The sequence below is a fragment of the Streptomyces sp. SP18BB07 genome, from assembly GCF_036322545.1.
Taxonomy (GTDB): Bacteria; Actinomycetota; Actinomycetes; order Streptomycetales; family Streptomycetaceae; genus Streptomyces; species Streptomyces deccanensis.
This window is the reverse complement of record NZ_JAQYWT010000350.1, coordinates 19,676-37,931: the sequence shown is the minus strand read 5'-3', so window position 1 is coordinate 37,931 and position 18,256 is coordinate 19,676. Positions and strand designations below refer to the sequence as shown.

The window sequence follows — 18,256 nt, the reverse complement described above, 5'->3', positions numbered from 1 at the left end:
GGGAAACCGGTTACCGAGAGGGTGCCGAAAGGCTGGGTGGGGTGGGCCATGACGAGGAAGAACGCGGACGGCGGCCGCAGCACGATCCGGGACGTCGCCGCTCGGGCCGGTGTCTCGGCGGCCACGGTGTCGCGGGTCCTCGGCGGGGTCTACCCCGTGAGCGCCACGACCCGCACGCAGGTGCTGCGGGCCGTCCGCGAACTGGACTACGTCGCCGACGCCCGTGCCAAGGCGATCGCCGGGGCCGGCACCCCCACCCTCGGCTTCGTCCTCGACGACATCACCGGCCCCTCGTTCGCGCTGATGGCGCACGGTGTGGAGCGCGAGGCGACCCGGCTCGGCCACCTCTGCCTGGTGTGCAGCACCGACGGGGACGCCGCGCACGAGGCGGACTTCATCGAGACGATGCGGGCGCAGCGGGCCGCCGCCGTCATCCTGGTCGGCGGCGGCGCGGACACCCCCGAGTACCGGGCGCGCACCGCGCGGATCGCCGACGGGCTGGCGGCCGCCGGGTCCCGGCTGGTGCTCTGCGGGCGGCCGCCGCTGGACCCCGGGGCGCCGGTCACCGTCATCGAGTACGACAACGAGGGCGGCGCGTACGCCCTGTGCGCGCACGTCCTGTCCCAGGGGCACCGGCGGATCCTGTTCCTCGGCGGGAAGCCGGAGCACACGACCGCGCAGGGGCGTGAGCGGGGGTATCTGGCGGCCCATCGGGCGCGGGGCGTGGAGACGGATCCCGCGCTGCGGCTCACCGGCGACTTCACCCGGGACTCCGGGTACCGGTCGATGCGGCGGGCGCTGGCGGAGGGGCTCGACTTCACGGCGGTGATGGCGTCGACCGACATGGTGGCGGCGGGGGCGCTGACCGCGCTGCGCGAGGCGGGGGTGTCGGTGCCGGGGGATGTGTCCCTCGTGGGCTACGACGACATCCCGTTCGCGCGTGATCTGTGTCCACCGCTCACGACGGTGCGGGTGCCGTACGAGGAGTTGGGGCGGTTGGCGGTGCGGACGGCGTTGGAGCGGGGGCGCTCCGCTGGGGGCGAGCACTTGTTGCTGGGGACGCATGTGGTGGTGCGCTCATCGGTGGGGGTGCGTGGGGGCTGATCGCGCAGTTCCCCGCGCCCCTGGAGGGGCGCGGGGTGCGGGAACTTGCTGTCTACTTCGCTTCGTTGTCGTACTTCGCGGTCGACCAGAAGTAGCCGAGGACCGTGAGGGCCAGGGACCAGGCGACGGCGAGCCAGCCCTGGTGGCCGATCTCGGTGCCGAGGAGCAGTCCGCGCAGGGTCTCGATGGCGGGGGTGAAGGGCTGGTACTCGGCGATCGGCTGGAACCAGCCCGGCATCGTGTCGGCCGGGATGAAGGCGCTGGAGATGAGGGGCAGCAGGACCAGCGGCTGTGCGCTGTTGGCGGCGGCCTCGGCGTTCGGGCTGGACAGACCCATGCCGACCGCGATCCAGGTGAGCGCCAGCGAGAACAGCGCGAGCAGTCCGAACGCCGCCAGCCACTCCAGGACCGAGGCGTCGACGGACCGGAAGCCGATGGCGACACCCACCGCGCCGACGAGCACCACACTGGCCACGCACTGCAGCACGCTGCCGGCGACGTGCCCGACGAGGACGGAGCCGCGGTGGATCGCCATCGTGCGGAAGCGGGCGATGATGCCCTCGTTCATGTCGGTGGCGACCGACACCGCGGTCCCGACGACGGTGCCGCCGATGGTCATCATCAGGATGCCGGGGACGATGTAGGCGATGTAGTCGGAGCGGTCGCTGCCGCCGATGCCCGTGCTCATCACGTCGCCGAAGATGTAGACGAAGAGCAACAGCAGCATGATCGGGGTCAGCAGCAGGTTGAGCGTGAGGGAGGGGTAGCGGCGCGCGTGCAGGAGGTTGCGGCGCAGCATCGTGGACGAGTCGCGGATCGCGAGGGCGACGGGGTTCGGGCGGGCGGTGGCCAGGGGGGCGCTCATCGGACGGTCTCCTTGGACTGGTTCGGCTGGGCGGGGACGTCGGTGCCGGTCAGGGCGAAGAACACGTCGTCGAGGTCGGGGGTGTGCACGGTGAGTTCGTCGGCCTCGATGCCGGCGGCGTCCAACTGGTCGAGCACGGCGCGCAGTTCGCGCTGGGTGCCGCCGCTGGGGACGTGCAGGGCGAGGCTCTCGTCGTCCCGGGTGACCTCGCGCAGCGCGGAGGCGGCCGAGCGGTAGGCCGCCGGGTCGGTGAAGCGGAGTCGGACGTGGCCGCCGGGAATCTGCCGCTTGAGCTCGTCGGCGGTGCCTTCGGCCGCGATCCGGCCGCCGTTCAGCACCGCGATGCGGTCGGCGAGTTCGTCGGCCTCCTCCAGGTACTGGGTGGTGAGGAAGACGGTGACGCCGTCGGCGACCAGTTCCCGGATGATCTGCCACATGTTGTGGCGGCTGCGCGGGTCGAGGCCGGTCGTCGGCTCGTCGAGGAAGATGATCCGCGGGCCGCCGACCAGGGTCATGGCGATGTCGAGTCGGCGCTTCATGCCGCCCGAGTAGGTGGAGGCGGGCTTCCCGGCGGCCTCGGTGAGGTCGAAGCGCTCCAGCAGTTCGGCGGCGACCCGCCGCCCCTCCCTCCGGGGCAGGTGGTGCAGGTCCCCCATGAGGAGCATGTTCTCCTCGCCGGTGATGAGCCCGTCGACGGCGGAGAACTGCCCGGTGACACCGATCGTGGCGCGGACCGCCTGGGGGTCGGCGGCGAGGTCGTGGCCGCCGACCCGGATCCCGCCGGAGCCGGGGCCGGGCGGGACGAGGGTGGAGAGGATCTTGACGACGGTGGTCTTGCCGGCGCCGTTCGGGCCGAGCAGGGAGAAGATCGTTCCCTCGGGAACGGTCAGGTCGACTCCGTCGAGCACGACCTTGTCGCCGTAGGACTTGCGCAGCCCGTTCGCCGCGATGGCCGGGGTGGTCATGATGGGTGCTCCTTCAGAGCCGCAGGTCAGAGGTCAGGGGCGGGGGCGGGGGTGAGAGGCGGGGCGGGGCGGGGTCAGAGGCTGCGGGCGGTGATGTCGCCGTAGCCGGTGGTCGCGTGGATGTCGAGCCGGGCGTCGGCGTCCCCGGTGTTCCTGAGGGAGTTGTGGATCCGGCCGTGGGAGGTGCCGGCGTCCAGGGAGGCCGAGGCGTCGGCGGCGGCGCCGACGGAGATCTCGCCGTACCCGGTGTGCAGGGTGACCGTGCCGCGGGCGGCCTCGGTGATGCGCAGGTCGCCCTTGCCGCTGGTGATGTCGGCGGGGCCGTCCAGGCGGCCGACCAGTGCGTCGCCGGCCAGGATGTTCAGGCGGGCGCTGCCCACCTCGTCGAGCTTGACCTGACCGTGCGCGCCGTCGATGGCGACATCACCCAGCCGCCCGACACCGCGGAACTCGGCGGCGGCCGCCTTGGCCTCGACATGGGAGCCGGCGGGCAGTTGGACGGTCACCTCCAGGCTGCCGGACTGGCCGAGGATCTCGCTCTTGGCCGCCGGGGCCTGGATCCGCAGGACCCCGTCGCTGTAGTCGACCGTGGTCCGCTCGGCGGCCCGGACGTCCCGGCCCTTGGCGGCGTCGGCGGGCCGGACGTCGACGGTGGTGTCGGCCCGGTCGGCGGCGATGAACCGCACGCGCCCGGCGGGGATGTTCAGGACGGCGGAGATCGGGGCGGGGGTGTCGAACTTCTGCATGGTGTGTCTCCTTCGGCTCTGCGTTCGGCGTTTCGTTTCCGACAACGGAAAAGCTACGTTGCGTTCGAGGATCGAGCAACATACTCGTTGCGAAGGAACGACAAACATGCAGGTGAAAGCCGAGAAATCATTGCAACGGGCTGGAGAGTAACGCAACATTCCGAGGGTGTTGCGTTGCAATGGGTGGGGCGTGAACGCTATAGTGGGCGCTCCGCCGAGCACGAAGGAGAACAGCGATGCCGGGAGGCAGGCTCACTCAGCAGGAACGCCAGCAGATCGCGCTGGGGCTGGCCGACGGCCTCGCCTACGCGGAGATCGCCCGACGCCTGGAACGCCCGACCTCGACGATCACGCGCGAGGTGCTGCGCAACGGCGGCCCCACCGCCTACCGCGCCGACCTGGCCCATCGCGCCACCGAGCGCCGCGCGCACCGGCGTCGCGGGACCACACCCCGGGCGGCACAGACCCCCGAGCAGGCCCACGGCCGCGACGCCGAGGCGGTACGCGAGTTCGAGGAGACGTTCACCAACGTCATGATGGCCTCGGGCATGCCCACGATGATGGCCCGGGTGATGGCCTGCCTCACCCTCACCGACAGCGGCAGCCTCACCGCCTCCGAACTGGCCCACCGGCTCCAGGTCAGCCCGGCGTCCATCTCGAAGGCGATCGCGTTCCTCGACAGCCAGGGCATGGTCCGCCGGGAGCAGGGCGAACGCCGCCGGGAGCGCTATGTCGTCGACGACGACGTCTGGTACCAGTCGATGATCGCCAGCGCCCGCGCCATCGCCCAGGTCGTCGAGACCGCCCGCCAGGGCGTCGGCGTCCTCGGCACCGGCACTCCCGCCGCCGCCCGCCTGGAGAACGTCGCCCGCTTCCTCGACTTCGTCGGCGAGAACACCGTCCGCGCCGCCGAGCAGGCCCGCGAGATCCTCCACACCAAACCCCCGGCGCGCACGGACGGCACCGCCGCACCCGACGCGGACCGCGAGTAGGCAGGCCCGGCGGCCGGCCTCACGGGCTCCGGCGGAAGCGGCGCAGGGCCGGGAGGGGGCCTCCGCCCGAGGTGACGAAGGTGCCGGCGCCCTGGACCCTGCGCGGTCGCCGCGCATCCGCGGCCCAGAGGGCGAGTTCGGGGTCGTAGGGGCCGAGGACGACGGGCTCGGCGTCCGGGGAGTCGAAGACGCGGACCGGATGGGTGTGGTCCCAGACCGGCCAGCCGGGTGTGCCCTCCGTGGCGAAGCCGACCCAGGCGCTGTGCAGGGCGGTGGCGAGGTCGTGCGGCGCGTGCTCGCCGGCGAGCTTGGCGGAGGCGGGCGTGTCGCCGGTGTCGAAGACGAAGCCGAGTTCGAGGGCGTGGCAGGAGCCGAGGGCGGGAACGCCCGAGGACCAGGCGAACTCGTAGACCCAGGACCGGGCCTGGTCGACGCGGGCGTCCGCCACCCGGTGCAGGGGGACCCGCAGGAGGTGGTCGGTGACGAGTTGGCCGACCAGGTCGGCGGTGCCCTTGTCCGGGTGGAGTTCCCGGTAGGCGCGCGGGACCTCGGGGCCGCAGTGACAGCGGGCGCGGGCGCCGGCCAGCGCGACGGTCCCGAGGCGGTCGACGCGTTCCTGGAGGCCGCCGGGGACGAGCCAGAGCCGGTGCTCGTCGCGGGTCCAGCCCATGAGGAGGTCGGTCCCCGGGGCCGCGCCGTGCTCGGTCAGCGCCTGAAGCGGGTCGGTGGGCAGCAGGTCGCCGTCGACGACGATGCCGAAGGCGGGACCGCCGAGCACCGGGCTGCTGAGACGGCCGACCTCGGCCTGCGCCTCGGCGAGCGCGGAGCGGTCGACGGCGGCGAAGGCCTCGGCGGTCGCCGGGACCTTGAGCCGGTTCGCCATCCGGCGGACCATCCGGCGCACCTTGTCCCGGTCCAGGGCCTCCGGCGGCCCGCTCTGCAGCACGGCCCGGCGGAACAGGCCCCGGGCGCGGGGCATGGCCAGCAGCGCGCCGACGCTGATGGCGCCGGCCGACTGGCCGGCCAGGGTCACCCGGTCCGGATCACCGCCGAACGCCCCGATCGACTCCCGCACCCACTCCAGCGCGGCCAGCTGGTCACGCAGCCCGAGGTTGGGCGGGGCGTCCGGGAAGAGGCCGTAACCCTCCACGCCCAGGCGGTAGTTGAGGGAGACCAGCACCACCCCGTCACGGGCGAAGGCGGCGCCGTCGTAGACCGGGACCGCCGACGAGCCCCGGGTGAGGGCGCCGCCGTGGATCCAGACCAGGACCGGCAGCCGGGCCCCGTGACCCGGCTCCGGCGTCCACACGTTCAGGTTGAGGCAGTCGTCGCCCGGGACGACGGGGTCCGACAGATAGCGGGCGAACGCCTCCGAGTACGGCGGTTTCGGAGGCGTCGGTCCGAAGGCGACGGCGTCACGCACCCCCGGCCAGGGCTCGGGCGGGGAGGGCGGGCGGAACCGTCGGTGACCGAAGGGAGGGGCCGCGTACGGGACGCCCCGGAACACCGCGATCCGCGCACCCCCGCCGTCCACGGCCTCGTACGTGCCGCGTACGTCCCCGTACGGGGTCCTGACCACGGGGTCCCGCCGGTCTGCCGTCATGCGCACCAGCTCCTCACGCCGCCCGCTCGTGAACCGTCGTCCACCTCAGAGCACCACATCCCCTCGCGGTATTCCGGTCGTGCCGGGTCCCGAGCGGCCGTTCGGGCGACAGCGGCCGCTCGGGGGCGGTGGCTACCTGGCGTACAGCAGGGTGCCGAAACCCAGCTGGTCGTAGCCGCCGCTGTTGGGGCCGTAGTCCCCGCCTCCGCCCTCCGGGCGCACGCTCTCCGCCATTCGCGTGATGTACGGGACGGACAGGCCCCGCCGCCTGGCGTAGTGGTAGTGGAGGAGGTCCCACACGGGGCGGACCTGGCCGCGGCCGCTGGAGGAGATCACGGTGTGGGTCTGCTGGGCGCAGTTCTGCCCGGTGCCCCAGGTGTAGGCGGTGAAGGGCACGTCCTCGCCCAGGTTGTACTTGGCGACGTACTGGGCGGCCTTCATGAACCGGTTGTTGTCGTAGCCGTAGAGGTCCTCGCCCTGGGACCAGGCCATCTCGCAGAAGGCCCCCATCTGGCCCATGCCCATCATGGTGTGCCCCTGGTCGCGGCCGGACTCCTGCCACTGGGCGAGGCCCTGGCTGTCGTACAGGAACGGCACCGCCCTGCGGATCGCGCCGTTGCCCGCGCCGTTCTTGAAGTAGTTCACGGCCTGGTCGTACTTGGCGCCGTCGTCGCACAGGATCCCGATCGCGAGGATCGAGTTCATGGTGCACAGGTCCCAGTTGGCCCAGTAGTTGGTGATGCAGGCGTCGTTGTGGTTGTTCAGGAACTGGTTGTTGAGCGGGTAGAAGACGTTGAGCATCATCGTCTTGAACCGCTCCAGGTCGAATCCGCCGTAGCCGCGCATCAGCTCGGCGACGTTCGCGAACTGGTAGCCGTAGATCCCGGCGGCCAGGAACCGGTCCGCGTTGCCGGTGACGGTGGTGAGCGTCGACGACCAGGCGTTGAGGATGCGGACGGCCGCGTCGCCGTGGGCGGTGGTGCCGGCGATCTTCCAGCGCAGCGCGTTCTGGTAGGCGGCGTGGATGTCGTTGTAGAGGATGCCGTAGTTCTCGCCGGTGCCGCCGCGGATGATCGTGGCCTGCGGCCGGGCCGTCCAGGTGGCGGCGGAGTGGGCGTTGGCGGTCAGCCGGTTCCAGCCGGACAGCCACGGGTCGTCGCCGGCGGCCACCCGCACCTTGGCGCGGTTGAGTTCGCCGTAGGCGTGCAGCATGCCGGGGTGGGTGAAGGTGGCCGGGGCCGCCTCCGCCGTCGTCGTGACGGAGGAGGCGGCGCCCAGCGCGAGGGCGGCGGTGAGACCGCCGGCGGTCCGCAGCAGACCTCTGCGGCTCAACTCGCGCTCGGGAGCGAGCCCTTCGGGGCTCGTGTGGGGGGACGTGCGGCTCATTCCTTGTCTCCATTCCATGGAGGAGCCTCGCGGACCCGAGGGCCCGCAGGCTCTAGAGGGGGGTGATGCTCACCTCGCTGAATCGCGCGGTGACGTGGGCCAGGGGGTCGCGGGAGCAGACCACCAGACCCACGTGGTAGGGGGCGTCACCGAAGCCGGGGATCTCTCCGTCGGCGAGGGGGGTGAAGGTGACACCTCCGTCTGTGGACACCGCCGCGGAGAACGCGGTCCCGACGCGTCTCAGCCGCAGCAGGCAGGGGGCGGCGACCGTGGCTCCGCCCGTGAACGCCGACCGTCCGGCCACGGTCGTCCGCAGCATCAGCTGGGCGCTCGTGCCGCCGCTGACGATCGCCCCGGCCGCCTGGTCGAACGGCGACAGCGACTTGGCCATCACCAGCCCGACCCGGTCGGCGGTGGCCCCGGTGCGGGAGTCCAGCCGGGCGGTGACCTCGCAGTCGCCGGTGACCTGTCGCCGCACGAACTGCCCGGTCATCCCCTGGTTGTTGACGGACAGATCGACACCGGCGCCCCGTACGACGAAGGTCCCGTCCTCCTCGTACGCCGTACTGCCGGGGGTACGGACCGCGACCACGCCCAGGGTCCCGAAGGCGCGCTCGTCGAGGACGACGTCGCCGAGATCGCCGTACGTCCAGGGGGCGGGCGGCGGTGTGCCGACGGTCAGGGTGAGGGTGCCGGACGCCTCGCCCGCCGCGTTGCCCGCGGTGGTCGTGACGGTGAACTCGCCGGTCCGGGTGGGGGTTCCGGAGATCAGACCCGTGCGTTCGTCGACGCGCAGGCCCGCGGGGAGTCCGCTCGCGCCGAAGCGTGCGGGGGCGTGCGAGGCACGGATCAGGTACTGGAAGAAGGCGCCGCTGTTGGCGAACGCCTTGGCGGCGGCGGCGAGTTGTGGCACGGCGGGTGACGGCATGCGCGCGGCGGCCGGCTCCGAGCGGGGGCCGGGTCCGCCCTCGTTGGTCTTCGTGACGACGTAGTGGTACGTCGTGCCGGGCGTGCCGGTGGCGTCCGTGTACCGGAGGCGGGCGCCGAAGCCGACCGGGGCGACGCCGGTCGCGATCGTCCGGTAGGTGCCGTCGGGGCGGGTGGCGCGCCGCACCCGGTAGCGGGCGGAGAGGTCGGGGTCGGTCCAGGTCAGCTCGACCGCGTCGGCGCCGGCGCCGGCCCTGAGGTCGGTGACCTGTCGGGCGGGGCGGGGCACCGACCAGACCTCTCCCCCGGTGGCGGAGACGACGGTGACGTTGTCGAAGGCGCCGGTGCCGGTGTCGGCGTACTCCTCGTCGACGCCCAGACAGGACGTGAGGACCAGTCCGGCGTGCGCGGTCCGCCCCAGGTCGACCTCGGCGCTGCCGACTTCGGTCCACCGGACGCCGTCCGGGGAGATCGCCCCGGTACAGCGGCGGCCCTTGCGGATCACCCGCACCCAGTACGGCGCCCGCAGCCGGTAACCGTCGCCGGCGCCCTCGACGTACGGCGCCTCCAGGGGGGTCGCCGACTCCGGGAGCGCGCCCAGGCTGGAGATCGGGAACGCGGCGGCCGTGGTGATCGCCTGCTGCTGGGTGGGCGGCACGGGCGTGCTGCCGGTCGCCGAAATATCGGCCCCCGCCGCCTTCCGGACGGTCCACACCCCGCTCCAGGTGTGCAACGGCAGCCCCTGGATCAGCATCGAGGCGTGCGCGGCGTCCACGTCGAGGGCGTCGCGGAGGGTGACGCCGATCTTGGAGTACTGGGAACTGAGCGGCCACACGATCCGGGCGGTGACCGTGCCGTCGCCCCGCAGCGGCAGATGGGCCAGGTGGTACGTGTCGGCCGTACCGCTCGCCCGGAGCACGAACCGCTCGCCGTCGAACAGGGCCGAACCCGGGACCCGTACCGCCCCCAGGTCCCGGTCGTCCCACGGACCGGGCAGGCCGGCGGCAGCAGCTACGGGCATCGAACTTCCGCTGTCACCACGTGAGTTGGAGGCGACGACGGTGTAGTGGTACGTCCGTCCCCGGCGCACCTCCCCGTCGGTGTACGTCGGCTCGTCGAGGCCGGTGGCGACCTCCTCGTACGGGCCCTCGGGGCGGGTGGAGCGCCGGACGGTGTACCCGGTGGCCCAGGCCGACGGCAGCCACGCCACGGTCACGGCCCCGGGGCCGCCCACCGCCGTGACCCCGGCCGGGGGCGCCGGCACGGGTGTCGACGCGGGCGCCGTGGCTCCGGCGTAGGTGAAGGTGCCGAAGCTCGGGAGATCGTCGTTGCTGCCTTCGACGACGCGGGCGCCCCCGGTGCCCCGGAAGACCGCCGCCTTCGTCGCGGGGGTGTCGAGGCCGCGCACCCCGGCGTAGTGGGCGAGGTACATCTCGTGGATCGGGGGGAGGGTGCCGCGGCCGACGGCCGAGACGGTCTTCTTGATGTACTTGCCGGTGCGGTCCAGATCGGGGGTGAAGGGGACGTCGCCGCCGAGGTTGTAGCGGGCGGCGTACTCGGCGTTCGCCAGGAGCCGGTTGCCGTCGAAGCCCCACAGGTCCACGCCCTGGTTCCAGGCGACCTGCGCCGCGTCGCCCATCAGGCCGACCGCGAGCTGCTCGTGCCCCTGGTCGCGGCCGGACTCCTGGCCCTGCCCGGCGGCCGTGACGATCCGGCCGGGGACACTGCCGTTGCCGGCGCCCGCCGCGGCGAACCGCAGCGCGTCCTCGAACAGGACGGGCTCCTCGCAGAACACGCCGATGGCCAGGACGGTCTGCATGGCCGTCAGGTCCCAGTTGCCGTTGGCGTAGAGCATGTAGCCGGAGACCGCCGGGTACCAGACATCGAGGAACGACCGCTCGCAGCGGGCGATGTCCGCCTCCGCCCAGCCGTCGTACCCGGTGTGCCGCAGCAGCTCGGCCGCGTTGACGAACTTGAACGCCTGCAGACCGGCGCCGAGCGGACCGTCGGCACCCGTGATCATGGTGAGGGAGGCCGACCAGGCGTCGAGGATGTCCCGCGCCTTGTCCGCGTGGGCCCGCTCACCCGTCACGCACCACATCAGCGCGTTCTGGTAGGCGGCGGCGGAGTCGGCGACGGCCTGGCTCATGAAGTTGGTGGGGCCGCGCCCCCAGGAGGTGATCTGCCCCGTGTTCTGCGCGGTGTACGTCGCCTTGGAACGGGCGTGGGCCGCGAGGACGAGGTAGCCGTCGTGGACCGGTGACTCCTTCGCGGCGACCGCGCTCCGCAGCCGGTCCAGATCGGCCGCGCTGTGCAGGAGGCCCGGGTGGCTGAAGGTGCGGGTCGCCCCGGCGGAGCGCGCGCCCGCGGCGGAGACCGAGGAGGCGGAGGCGGCTGTGGCGGACGCGGATGCGGATGCGGATGCGGATGCGGATGCGGATGCGGACAGGATTCCGGTGCCGGCCGCGGCCGTGAGGCCGGCCGCGCCGAGCAACGACCGTCTGCTGAGGGGAAGCACGAGTGTCTCTCCTGGTCCTACGGGTGCCGCACGGTGAGCTCGATGGACTGGGTGGCCGTACCGGCGCTGTTGGTGGCCGAGACGGTGACCGTGCAGGAGCCGGGGCGGGACGGGACACCGGAGATCAGACCCGTCCTGGTGTCGAACGACAGGCCCCTCGGCAGGCCCTCGGCGGCGAAGGACGTGGGCAGCCCGCTCGCCGTGACCAGGTGGTTGAGGACCCGCTTGGCGGTGGCCGTGACCTCGCCCGCGCTGGTGATCTCCGGCGCGGTCGTGGCGGCCGCCGTGTCTGCGTCCAGGAAGCGGAGGTTCTGGACGTGCTCGTTGGCGAACATCGGCACCATGTCGGTGGTCAGATACCAGCCGGGCTTCTTCATCTTGTCGTGGACGACCGTCCCGTTGACCGACAGGTTCTGGAAGGTCAGGTTCTTGATCGGGCGGTCCGCGTCGTAACCGGTCAGGATCGCCATGGAGGCGTGGGTGCCGTCGTAGGTCAGATCGCGGACGTACACGTCCTCGATGCCGCGTCCCGGCGAGGCGTTGTACCGGTTGGCCATCACCCGCATGTTGAGCAACTGGCCCCAGGTGAAGTCCTCCACGCGGACGTCCTGGATGCGGACGTTCCGGATGAGGTTGCTGTCGCCGGGGTTGAGGGCGAAACAGCCCTGGTAGAGGACCTGCGGCTCGCGGTGCTGGAGCACGTCGATGTCGCTGAAGACGAGGTTCTCGATGGTCTCGGGCTTCTCGGGGTTGCCGTGGGTGCCGATGTTGACCGGGTGGGCGACATCGGCCCAGAGGGTGGAGTTCCGGACGGTGATGTTGCGGCAGTCGCCGTAGTAGTCCCAGCGGTGGGCGTAGATGGCTATGCAGTCGTCGCTGTTGCGCATGAAGACGCCCTCGATGAGCACGTCCTCGCTGCTGAAGACGTCGATGCCGTCGCCCCACTGGCCGAAGCTGTAGGAGTGCAGGTTGCGCACGGTGACCTGCTGCGACTGGCCGATGGTGCAGGAGTAGCCGGTCTTCGGGTTGAGGGCGAGGATGCCGTCGATCTCGATGTTCCTGGAGAAGGCGACCAGCGTGGCGGCGTCCGAGTCGTAGATGATGCCCCGGCCGAGCAGCCGGGCGTTCTCCACATGGCTGAACTCCACGCGGGCCTTGAGGACCGCGCCGCCCGCCAGGTACACGGTCTTGCCGCTGGGCACCTTGACCACGTTGTCGGGGACGGTGTGGATGCCGGGCCCGAAGTAGATGACGTCCGGGTCGTCCTCCTCGGGCCGCCACCTCTCGATCGGGTTGGCGTGGAGCTGGAGGTTGTCGTAGAGGTCGAAGGCGCCTCCGTCGGCGTCGCCGAGTTCGACGGAGAGGTTGCGCGGCTCGGTGAGGCTGAAGGTGACAGTGTCCCCGCTCACCTCGTGGGCGATGTCGTACGACAGGGGGCGGATCCGTGCGGAGGGGATGGCGCCCTTGGAGGAGGTGACCTGGACCTCCACGGTGCCGCGGAAGTCGAGGCCCGCCACCGAGGAACTGCGGACGACGCCCGCGCCGGTCTTCTCGTTGATGGTCTTGGTGCGCGCCCGGATGACGGGCACCGGCTGCCACTCGCCGCCCGGTGTGCGGGCCTTGACGGAGAAGCTGGTGTTCAGGGGCAGCCCGGTCGGGACGGGGTGCACCACCAGCCGGTCGGTTCTCGCTCCGTCGGCCGCGCTCGCGGTGCCTGTGTCCGCGCTCGCGGTGCCGGTGGCCGTTCCGAGCAGGGTGTACGCCGCGGCCGCGGCGCCGGCGGTCTGGAGGAGGGTGCGTCGGGACAGACCCGGGCCCTGGGCTTCGTTCATGACAACGTCCTTGCGTGCGAGGGGAGTCGAGGGGTTCGGTGGGCGACTGCGGTGCCGGGGGCGGGACCTACTTCAGTCCGGAGGTGGACGTCCCGGCGATGAAGCCGCGTTGGGCGACGAGGAAGATCAGCAGGATGGGGACGACGTACATCACCGAGGCGGCGGCCTGGAGGTGAGTGACGGGCGTGCCGGCGGAGGTGACGTAGGTGGACATCACGGCGACCGCGAGGGTGGAACGGTCCGTGGACAGCAGGAGCTGGGGGGCGATGTAATCGCCCCAGGTCCAGGTGAAGGCGATCACGAAGCTGGCGGAGAGCACCGGCCAGGACTGCGGCAGGAAGATCCGCCAGAAGATCGTGGCGTAGCCGCAGCCGTCGACGATCGCGGCCTCCTCCAGCTCCCGGGGCAGCCCGGCGAAGAACTGCCGGAAGAGGAAGACGAGATACGGCGCCGCCGCGAGACCCCACAGCACCCATGGCCAGTAGGTGTCGACCATGCCGAGTCGGGCGAAGATCAGATAGGTCGGCAGCAGCGTGATCATCTGGGGCAGCATCATCGAGCCGAGCAGCACGCCGAACAGCGTCTTCTTCCCGGGTGCGTCCAGACGGGCGAAGCCGTAGCCGACCCAGGCCGAGCTCAGGGTGACCAGGCTGGCGTAGAGGAAGGCGATGATCAGGGAGTTGCGGGCGTAGCCGAGGAAGTCGATCAGGTGGAACGCGTCGGCGAAGTTGTGCCACTGGAAGTCCGCGGGCAGCCAGTGCACCGGCGCCGCGGCCGTCTCGGCGGAGGTCTTCAGCCCGGTGAGGACCAGCCAGCCGAAGGGGCCGAGGAACAGCCCGGTGACGACGACGAGCACGGTGTAGAGAACGAGCCGGCCGGTACGCAGCCGTACGGCGACCGGTGGGGAGCCGCCCGGGGAGCCGGACGGTCGAGGGGGCCGACCGGTGGCGGCGGTACCCCGCACGACGGCTGAACCGGAGGTGCGGGCGGAATCGGAGGCGCCGGGGGCACCGGGAGTGCCGGGAGTGCCGGGAGTGTCGGAGGTGCCGGCGGTGTCGCTGGTGACGGTCACTTCTTCGCCTCCGGATCGACGTTGTAGAACACCACGCCCGACGTGAACCGGAAGATGAGACCGGTGACGACGAGGATCAGGACGAAGAGCACCCACAGCAGCGCGGAGGCGTAGCCGTAGCGGCCGAGCGCGAAGTACTCGGCGAACACATGCATCATGTACATGTAGTTGGACTGCGGGATCGCGGTGACGCCGCCCGTGGTGGGCTCGGCGGCCAGCAGCAGCGGCATGATGGTCTGCACCGAGGCGATCACCCCGGTCACCGTCTGGAACAGCAGCACCGGCGACAGCAGCGGCACGGTGACACTGCGGAAGGTCCGCCAGGCGCTCGCCCCGTCGATCCGGGCCGCTTCGTGGAGTTCACGGGGCACGTCCTGGAGCCCGGCCAGCGAGATGATCATGACGTTCCCCGCCGCCCACAGCACCGTCATCAGCAGGACGTAGCGGGCGTACGGATCCGCGAGCCAGCCGAGGGCGTCGATGCCGAAGATGTTCAGCACCCCGTTGGCCGCGCCGGAGTTCTGGTCGAACAGCGACTTGAAGGCGAGGCCGGCGCCCACCGGCGGTACGACGGCCGGCAGATAGAGCAGGGTGCGGAACAGCGCCCGTGCCCTGAGCGGCCGGTTGATCAGGACGGCGAGCCCGAGTCCGGCGACGATCGACAGCGGCACCGAGGTCAGCGCGAACAGCCCGGCACGGCCGAGCGCGTCCCACGTCACCGGATCGGCGAACAGCTCGCGGTAGTTGGCGAGCCCGATGAACCGCCAGTGCGGCGAGATCCCGTCGTAGGTGGTGAGGCTCAGCCACAGCGCGTACGCCATCGGAACGATCGTGAGCAGCACGAAGCCGACGATCCAGGGCGAGGCGAACATGTAGAACGCCCGGTGCCTGCGGGTGGACATCGAGGTGGGCGGCCGCTTTCCGACCGGCCGGGCGGCCGCCGCCGGTGCCACCCGGACACCGGTCGCCCCGCGCGTCGCCGCGGAGGGTGTCCCCTCGGCCCTCATCCGACCTGCTCCTTCCCGCGGTCGAGCTGTTCGTTGATGGTGGAGTTGAGGCGCCCGGCGAGGGTGTCGACGGAGATCTCGCCCTTCATCGCCGCCGGTGCCACCTGGTTGAAGAGGGCCTTGAAGCCCTCCGCCGTGATGTAGGGGGTGAAGGAGATCACCGAGAAGTGCTCCAGCTCAGCCTCCTGTGCCGCCAGCACCCGGCGCTGGTGGTCGTGTTCGGCCGGCATCAGCGGCCGCAGCGACTTCAGGCTCGGGATGCCCCAGCCGCCGCCCGCGCGGGCCTTGGCCGGTGCCTCGCCGAAGAACCACTCGAAGACCCGCCAGGCGGCGTCCTTGTTCCGTGCCTTCCTCGGCATCCAGAAACCGGTGCCGCCCTGGCAGGGGCTGACCCGGGCGCCGCCCGCGAAGACCGGGGCGGGGGCCAGCCGGGAGACCTTCGCCAGCTTCTCGTCGGTGTTGATCATCCCGCCGAGCCAGTAGCCGCTGTTGCTCATGGCCATGCGGCCCGCCTGGTAGGTGGGCCCGTCCCAGGCGTTGGGGTCGGGCTGGATCGCGCTCGGGCCCACTCTGGTCCGGCAGTAGTCGATGTACCAGCCCAGTGCCTTACGGGCCTCCGGGGTGGTGAAGTCGATCCGGGCAAGGTCGTCGTCGAAGAGGCTGCCACCGGCGGCCGCCGTCAGGGTCGAGAGGTTGGTGGCCTCGTAGAGACCGTTGTAGCTGCCGCCGAAGACGATGGTCTGACCGTTCCTCCGCCGGGTGAGCCGCTCGGCCCGGTCCAGCCACTCCTCGTACGTGACCGGCTCGGACGGGGGCGGGTACGCGATGCCCGCCTCGTCGAAGTGCGCGGTGTTGTACCAGTACATGGAGTCCTGGGAGAAGTCCTTCACCATCCCGTAGCGCGGCCCCTTGCCCTGGGTGCGGCCGTCGTAGCGCCACAGGTCGTTGACGGGGTCGAGGTCCTCGGCCTTCAGCACGGTGCTCGCGGCGAAGTACGGGTCCAGTTCCTCGGCCACGTCACGCGCCGCGTAGTACGGCGTGTCCACGGCGCCCACGCCGCGCACCAGATCGGGCGGGTTCCCGCTGGTCAGCATCGCGATCAGCTTGGTGATGTCGTACCTCACCGTGACGATGCGGATGCCGAGGTCACGCCGGGCCTGCCTGATCAGTTCCGGGGAGATGTCCTCGGCCTTCACCATCAGCGTGACGGTCTCGTCCGAGCCGCCGACACCACCGGCCACGGGGAGCGCACAGCCGTTCAGAGCCGCCCCGCCGACCGTGACACCGGCCGCCGAGAGGGCGAGGAATCGACGGCGGCTCAGGGGACCACCGGCCTGGGTATGCATGGGCACCTCACCTCCACGAGCGGTAACCACCCCTCGGACAACAACCGGTTTCTACCGGCCGACGGGGCAGAGCTTGTTCCTGACCGCAAACCGCGTCAAGAGGCTCGACCAGTTTTCGAAAACTCCGCGTAACCCCCGGGACATGGCCGGATACCACTCCGAGCGGAGGCAGACCCCGGTGCGACCAGGGCGAACGCGCCCAATCGGCTGCGGTTTCCGGTCACCATGCGAGTCGGGTCACGAGCTCGGACTCCGTCGCCCCGCTGGAACCGGTTGTCGTGCGGCCGAGATCCTGATCCACTTCCGGAGCCGTATCTCCTCGGCTGTTACGGCAGCCGGCCACATGACCACCTGACCTATGGGGTAATCGATTACGCCAGATCAGGACATCAGCCCACCCTTCCGTCACGGCAGACGCCCCTCACCCCTGGGAGTCGGCGGAGATCTTCCAACCGCCCACCCCCCGCCCCCTGCCGCAGCCGCACGACCTGCGCGTATGCAGACGACCTAGGGCGAGCGCCGAAACACGACACCCGATCGCGGCGATTGACCGTCCCTCGGACCCGGATCTACGGTAGAAGACGTTTTCTGAAACTGTTCCCGCAGCGGTCGTCCCTGCGTCCACCCCCTGCTCTCCAGGAGAGTCATGCCCAGCGCCCAGTCGACGCGAGCCGTGTTCGCCATGGATCCGGTGCATCTGCCCCTGCTCTTCCCGCCCCCGCTCATGGCACGGCTGCGGGAGGTGGTCGAGATCGATCCCGCGTTCGTGGTGCGGGACTTCACGGATCCGGTCGCCGCCTCCGCGCTGGCCGGCACCGAGGTGCTGATCACGGGCTGGGGCTGTCCGCACCTCGACGCGGAGGTGCTGGCGGCGGCGCCCCGGCTGCGTACCGTCCTGCATGCCGCCGGCTCGGTCCGCGCGCTGGTCGGCGAAGCCCTCTGGCAGCGCGGGGTCACCGTCTCCAGCGCGGTGGCCGGCAACGCGCTGCCGGTCGCCGAATACACCCTGGCGATGATCCTGCTGGCCGGAAAGGACGCCTTCGACCAGCGCGAACGCTTCCGGCAGACCCACACCTACCCCTCCCCCGCCGAGACCGCCGCCATCGGCAACGTCGGCCGCCGGGTCGGGGTCATCGGGGCCTCGCGCGTCGGCCGCCGGCTCCTGGAACTGCTGAGGCCGTTCGACTTCGCCGTCTCGCTGTACGACCCGTACGTCGACACCGCCGGGGCCGCCGCGCTGGGCGCCCAGCCCATGGCCCTCGACGACCTGCTGCGGACCAGCGACATCGTCAGCCTGCACGCCCCCGACATCCCCGAGACGTACCGCATGCTCGACCGCGGCAGACTCGCGCTCATCCGGGACGGCGGTGTCCTGATCAACACCTCCCGGGGCGCCCTGGTCGACCCCGAGGCGCTCACCGACGAGTTGCTCTCCGGTCGGCTCAGCGCGGTCCTGGACGTGACCGAACCCGAGCCGCTGCCCGTCGGTTCCCCGCTCTACCACCTCCCCAATGTCTTCCTCACCCCGCACATCGCGGGCTCCCTCGGCAACGAGCTGGAGCGCCTCGGGCGTACGGTCGTCGAGGAGTTGGAGCGCCTCGCTTCGGGCCTGCCGCCGGCCCACGAGGTACGGCATACGGATCTGGCCCGGGTCGCCTGACCCGTGCCCTCGCGTCCGTAAACGTTTTCGCCTCACAGGCCCCGCGATGGCCCCCTCCCCTGCGGCCGCAGACCGGTCGGCGCACCTCTGACCTGCGTACTCACCGTCACCTGCCGACCACCGGCCGACAGTTCCCGGCAATCCCGGCGACCATCCGGCGTAACAATTTGCCGTCGCGCTCTTGCGTGAGCCGATCAGGCGACCTACGTTTCACAGCAACCGTTTACTACGTT

General features: G+C 71.4%; 13 protein-coding genes. 3 read left to right on the top strand and 10 right to left on the bottom strand.

Features of this window, described 5'->3' with window-relative positions:
* The first annotated feature begins 48 nt into the window (after window positions 1-48).
* On the top strand, window positions 49-1,104 hold the full coding sequence (locus PUR53_RS35225) for a LacI family DNA-binding transcriptional regulator (RefSeq protein WP_329895879.1): 1,056 nt from the start codon (window positions 49-51) through the stop codon (window positions 1,102-1,104).
* 52 nt (window positions 1,105-1,156) lie between these two features.
* Here the strand turns inward: PUR53_RS35225 and PUR53_RS35220 are convergent, their stop codons facing one another.
* From PUR53_RS35220 to PUR53_RS35210, 3 genes are all read right to left on the bottom strand, one after another.
* Window positions 1,157-1,969, bottom strand: coding sequence for an ABC transporter permease (locus PUR53_RS35220; RefSeq protein ID WP_329895878.1), 813 nt, complete (start codon window positions 1,967-1,969; stop codon window positions 1,157-1,159).
* Window positions 1,966-2,934: an ATP-binding cassette domain-containing protein gene (locus tag PUR53_RS35215; RefSeq protein ID WP_329910905.1), complete on the bottom strand. Its 969-nt coding sequence runs from the start codon at window positions 2,932-2,934 to the stop codon at window positions 1,966-1,968. Before PUR53_RS35215 ends, PUR53_RS35220 begins: the two co-directional genes overlap by 4 nt.
* A gap of 74 nt (window positions 2,935-3,008) precedes the next feature.
* Window positions 3,009-3,680 (bottom strand): DUF4097 family beta strand repeat-containing protein, encoded by a 672-nt coding sequence (locus PUR53_RS35210; RefSeq protein ID WP_329895876.1) that lies wholly within the window; start codon window positions 3,678-3,680, stop codon window positions 3,009-3,011.
* Between the two features lie 236 nt (window positions 3,681-3,916).
* On the opposite strand from PUR53_RS35210, the gene PUR53_RS35205 reads away from it, so the two are divergent.
* The gene (locus PUR53_RS35205) at window positions 3,917-4,672 is read left to right on the top strand and encodes a GbsR/MarR family transcriptional regulator (protein WP_329910903.1); all 756 of its coding nucleotides are present in this window, start codon (window positions 3,917-3,919) and stop codon (window positions 4,670-4,672) included.
* A gap of 19 nt (window positions 4,673-4,691) precedes the next feature.
* Here PUR53_RS35205 and PUR53_RS35200 read toward each other — a convergent pair whose 3' ends face one another.
* The 7 genes from PUR53_RS35200 to PUR53_RS35170 all read right to left on the bottom strand — a co-directional run bounded on the left by PUR53_RS35200 (window position 4,692) and on the right by PUR53_RS35170 (window position 16,363).
* On the bottom strand, window positions 4,692-6,275 hold the full coding sequence (locus PUR53_RS35200; protein WP_329895874.1) for a carboxylesterase/lipase family protein: 1,584 nt from the start codon (window positions 6,273-6,275) through the stop codon (window positions 4,692-4,694).
* Window positions 6,276-6,407: 132 nt separating this feature from the next.
* Window positions 6,408-7,661: an alginate lyase family protein gene (locus tag PUR53_RS35195; protein ID WP_329910901.1), complete on the bottom strand. Its 1,254-nt coding sequence runs from the start codon at window positions 7,659-7,661 to the stop codon at window positions 6,408-6,410.
* A gap of 52 nt (window positions 7,662-7,713) precedes the next feature.
* On the bottom strand, window positions 7,714-11,106 hold the full coding sequence (locus tag PUR53_RS35190) for an alginate lyase family protein (RefSeq protein ID WP_329910899.1): 3,393 nt from the start codon (window positions 11,104-11,106) through the stop codon (window positions 7,714-7,716).
* 17 nt (window positions 11,107-11,123) lie between these two features.
* Complete coding sequence (locus tag PUR53_RS35185) at window positions 11,124-12,938, bottom strand: putative Ig domain-containing protein (protein WP_329910897.1); 1,815 nt, start codon at window positions 12,936-12,938, stop codon at window positions 11,124-11,126.
* A 67-nt stretch (window positions 12,939-13,005) separates the two neighbouring features.
* A complete protein-coding gene (locus tag PUR53_RS35180) occupies window positions 13,006-13,824 on the bottom strand; it encodes a carbohydrate ABC transporter permease (protein WP_329895949.1) in 819 nt (272 codons plus the stop codon).
* Between the two features lie 182 nt (window positions 13,825-14,006).
* Window positions 14,007-14,912: a carbohydrate ABC transporter permease gene (locus PUR53_RS35175; RefSeq protein ID WP_329910952.1), complete on the bottom strand. Its 906-nt coding sequence runs from the start codon at window positions 14,910-14,912 to the stop codon at window positions 14,007-14,009.
* Between the two features lie 101 nt (window positions 14,913-15,013).
* Window positions 15,014-16,363 carry an extracellular solute-binding protein gene (locus PUR53_RS35170; protein WP_329910896.1) on the bottom strand — a complete coding sequence of 450 codons (1,350 nt, stop codon included), beginning with the start codon at window positions 16,361-16,363 and terminating at the stop codon, window positions 15,014-15,016.
* A gap of 646 nt (window positions 16,364-17,009) precedes the next feature.
* Here PUR53_RS35170 and PUR53_RS35165 point away from each other — a divergent pair.
* Window positions 17,010-18,023 carry a hydroxyacid dehydrogenase gene (locus PUR53_RS35165; RefSeq protein WP_329895869.1) on the top strand — a complete coding sequence of 338 codons (1,014 nt, stop codon included), beginning with the start codon at window positions 17,010-17,012 and terminating at the stop codon, window positions 18,021-18,023.
* Window positions 18,024-18,256 lie beyond the last annotated feature (233 nt).

Bases quoted from the DNA above. Each gene is read 5' to 3' on its own strand.
- PUR53_RS35225 (WP_329895879.1), top strand. From the start codon at position 49: ATGACGAGGAAGAACGCGGACGGCGGCCGCAGCACGATCCGGGACGTC.
- PUR53_RS35220 (WP_329895878.1), bottom strand. From the start codon at position 1,969: ATGAGCGCCCCCCTGGCCACCGCCCGCCCGAACCCCGTCGCCCTCGCG.
- PUR53_RS35215 (WP_329910905.1), bottom strand. From the start codon at position 2,934: ATGACCACCCCGGCCATCGCGGCGAACGGGCTGCGCAAGTCCTACGGC.
- PUR53_RS35210 (WP_329895876.1), bottom strand. From the start codon at position 3,680: ATGCAGAAGTTCGACACCCCCGCCCCGATCTCCGCCGTCCTGAACATC.
- PUR53_RS35205 (WP_329910903.1), top strand. From the start codon at position 3,917: ATGCCGGGAGGCAGGCTCACTCAGCAGGAACGCCAGCAGATCGCGCTG.
- PUR53_RS35200 (WP_329895874.1), bottom strand. From the start codon at position 6,275: ATGACGGCAGACCGGCGGGACCCCGTGGTCAGGACCCCGTACGGGGAC.
- PUR53_RS35195 (WP_329910901.1), bottom strand. From the start codon at position 7,661: ATGAGCCGCACGTCCCCCCACACGAGCCCCGAAGGGCTCGCTCCCGAG.
- PUR53_RS35185 (WP_329910897.1), bottom strand. From the start codon at position 12,938: ATGAACGAAGCCCAGGGCCCGGGTCTGTCCCGACGCACCCTCCTCCAG.
- PUR53_RS35175 (WP_329910952.1), bottom strand. From the start codon at position 14,912: ATGTCCACCCGCAGGCACCGGGCGTTCTACATGTTCGCCTCGCCCTGG.
- PUR53_RS35170 (WP_329910896.1), bottom strand. From the start codon at position 16,363: ATGCATACCCAGGCCGGTGGTCCCCTGAGCCGCCGTCGATTCCTCGCC.
- PUR53_RS35165 (WP_329895869.1), top strand. From the start codon at position 17,010: ATGCCCAGCGCCCAGTCGACGCGAGCCGTGTTCGCCATGGATCCGGTG.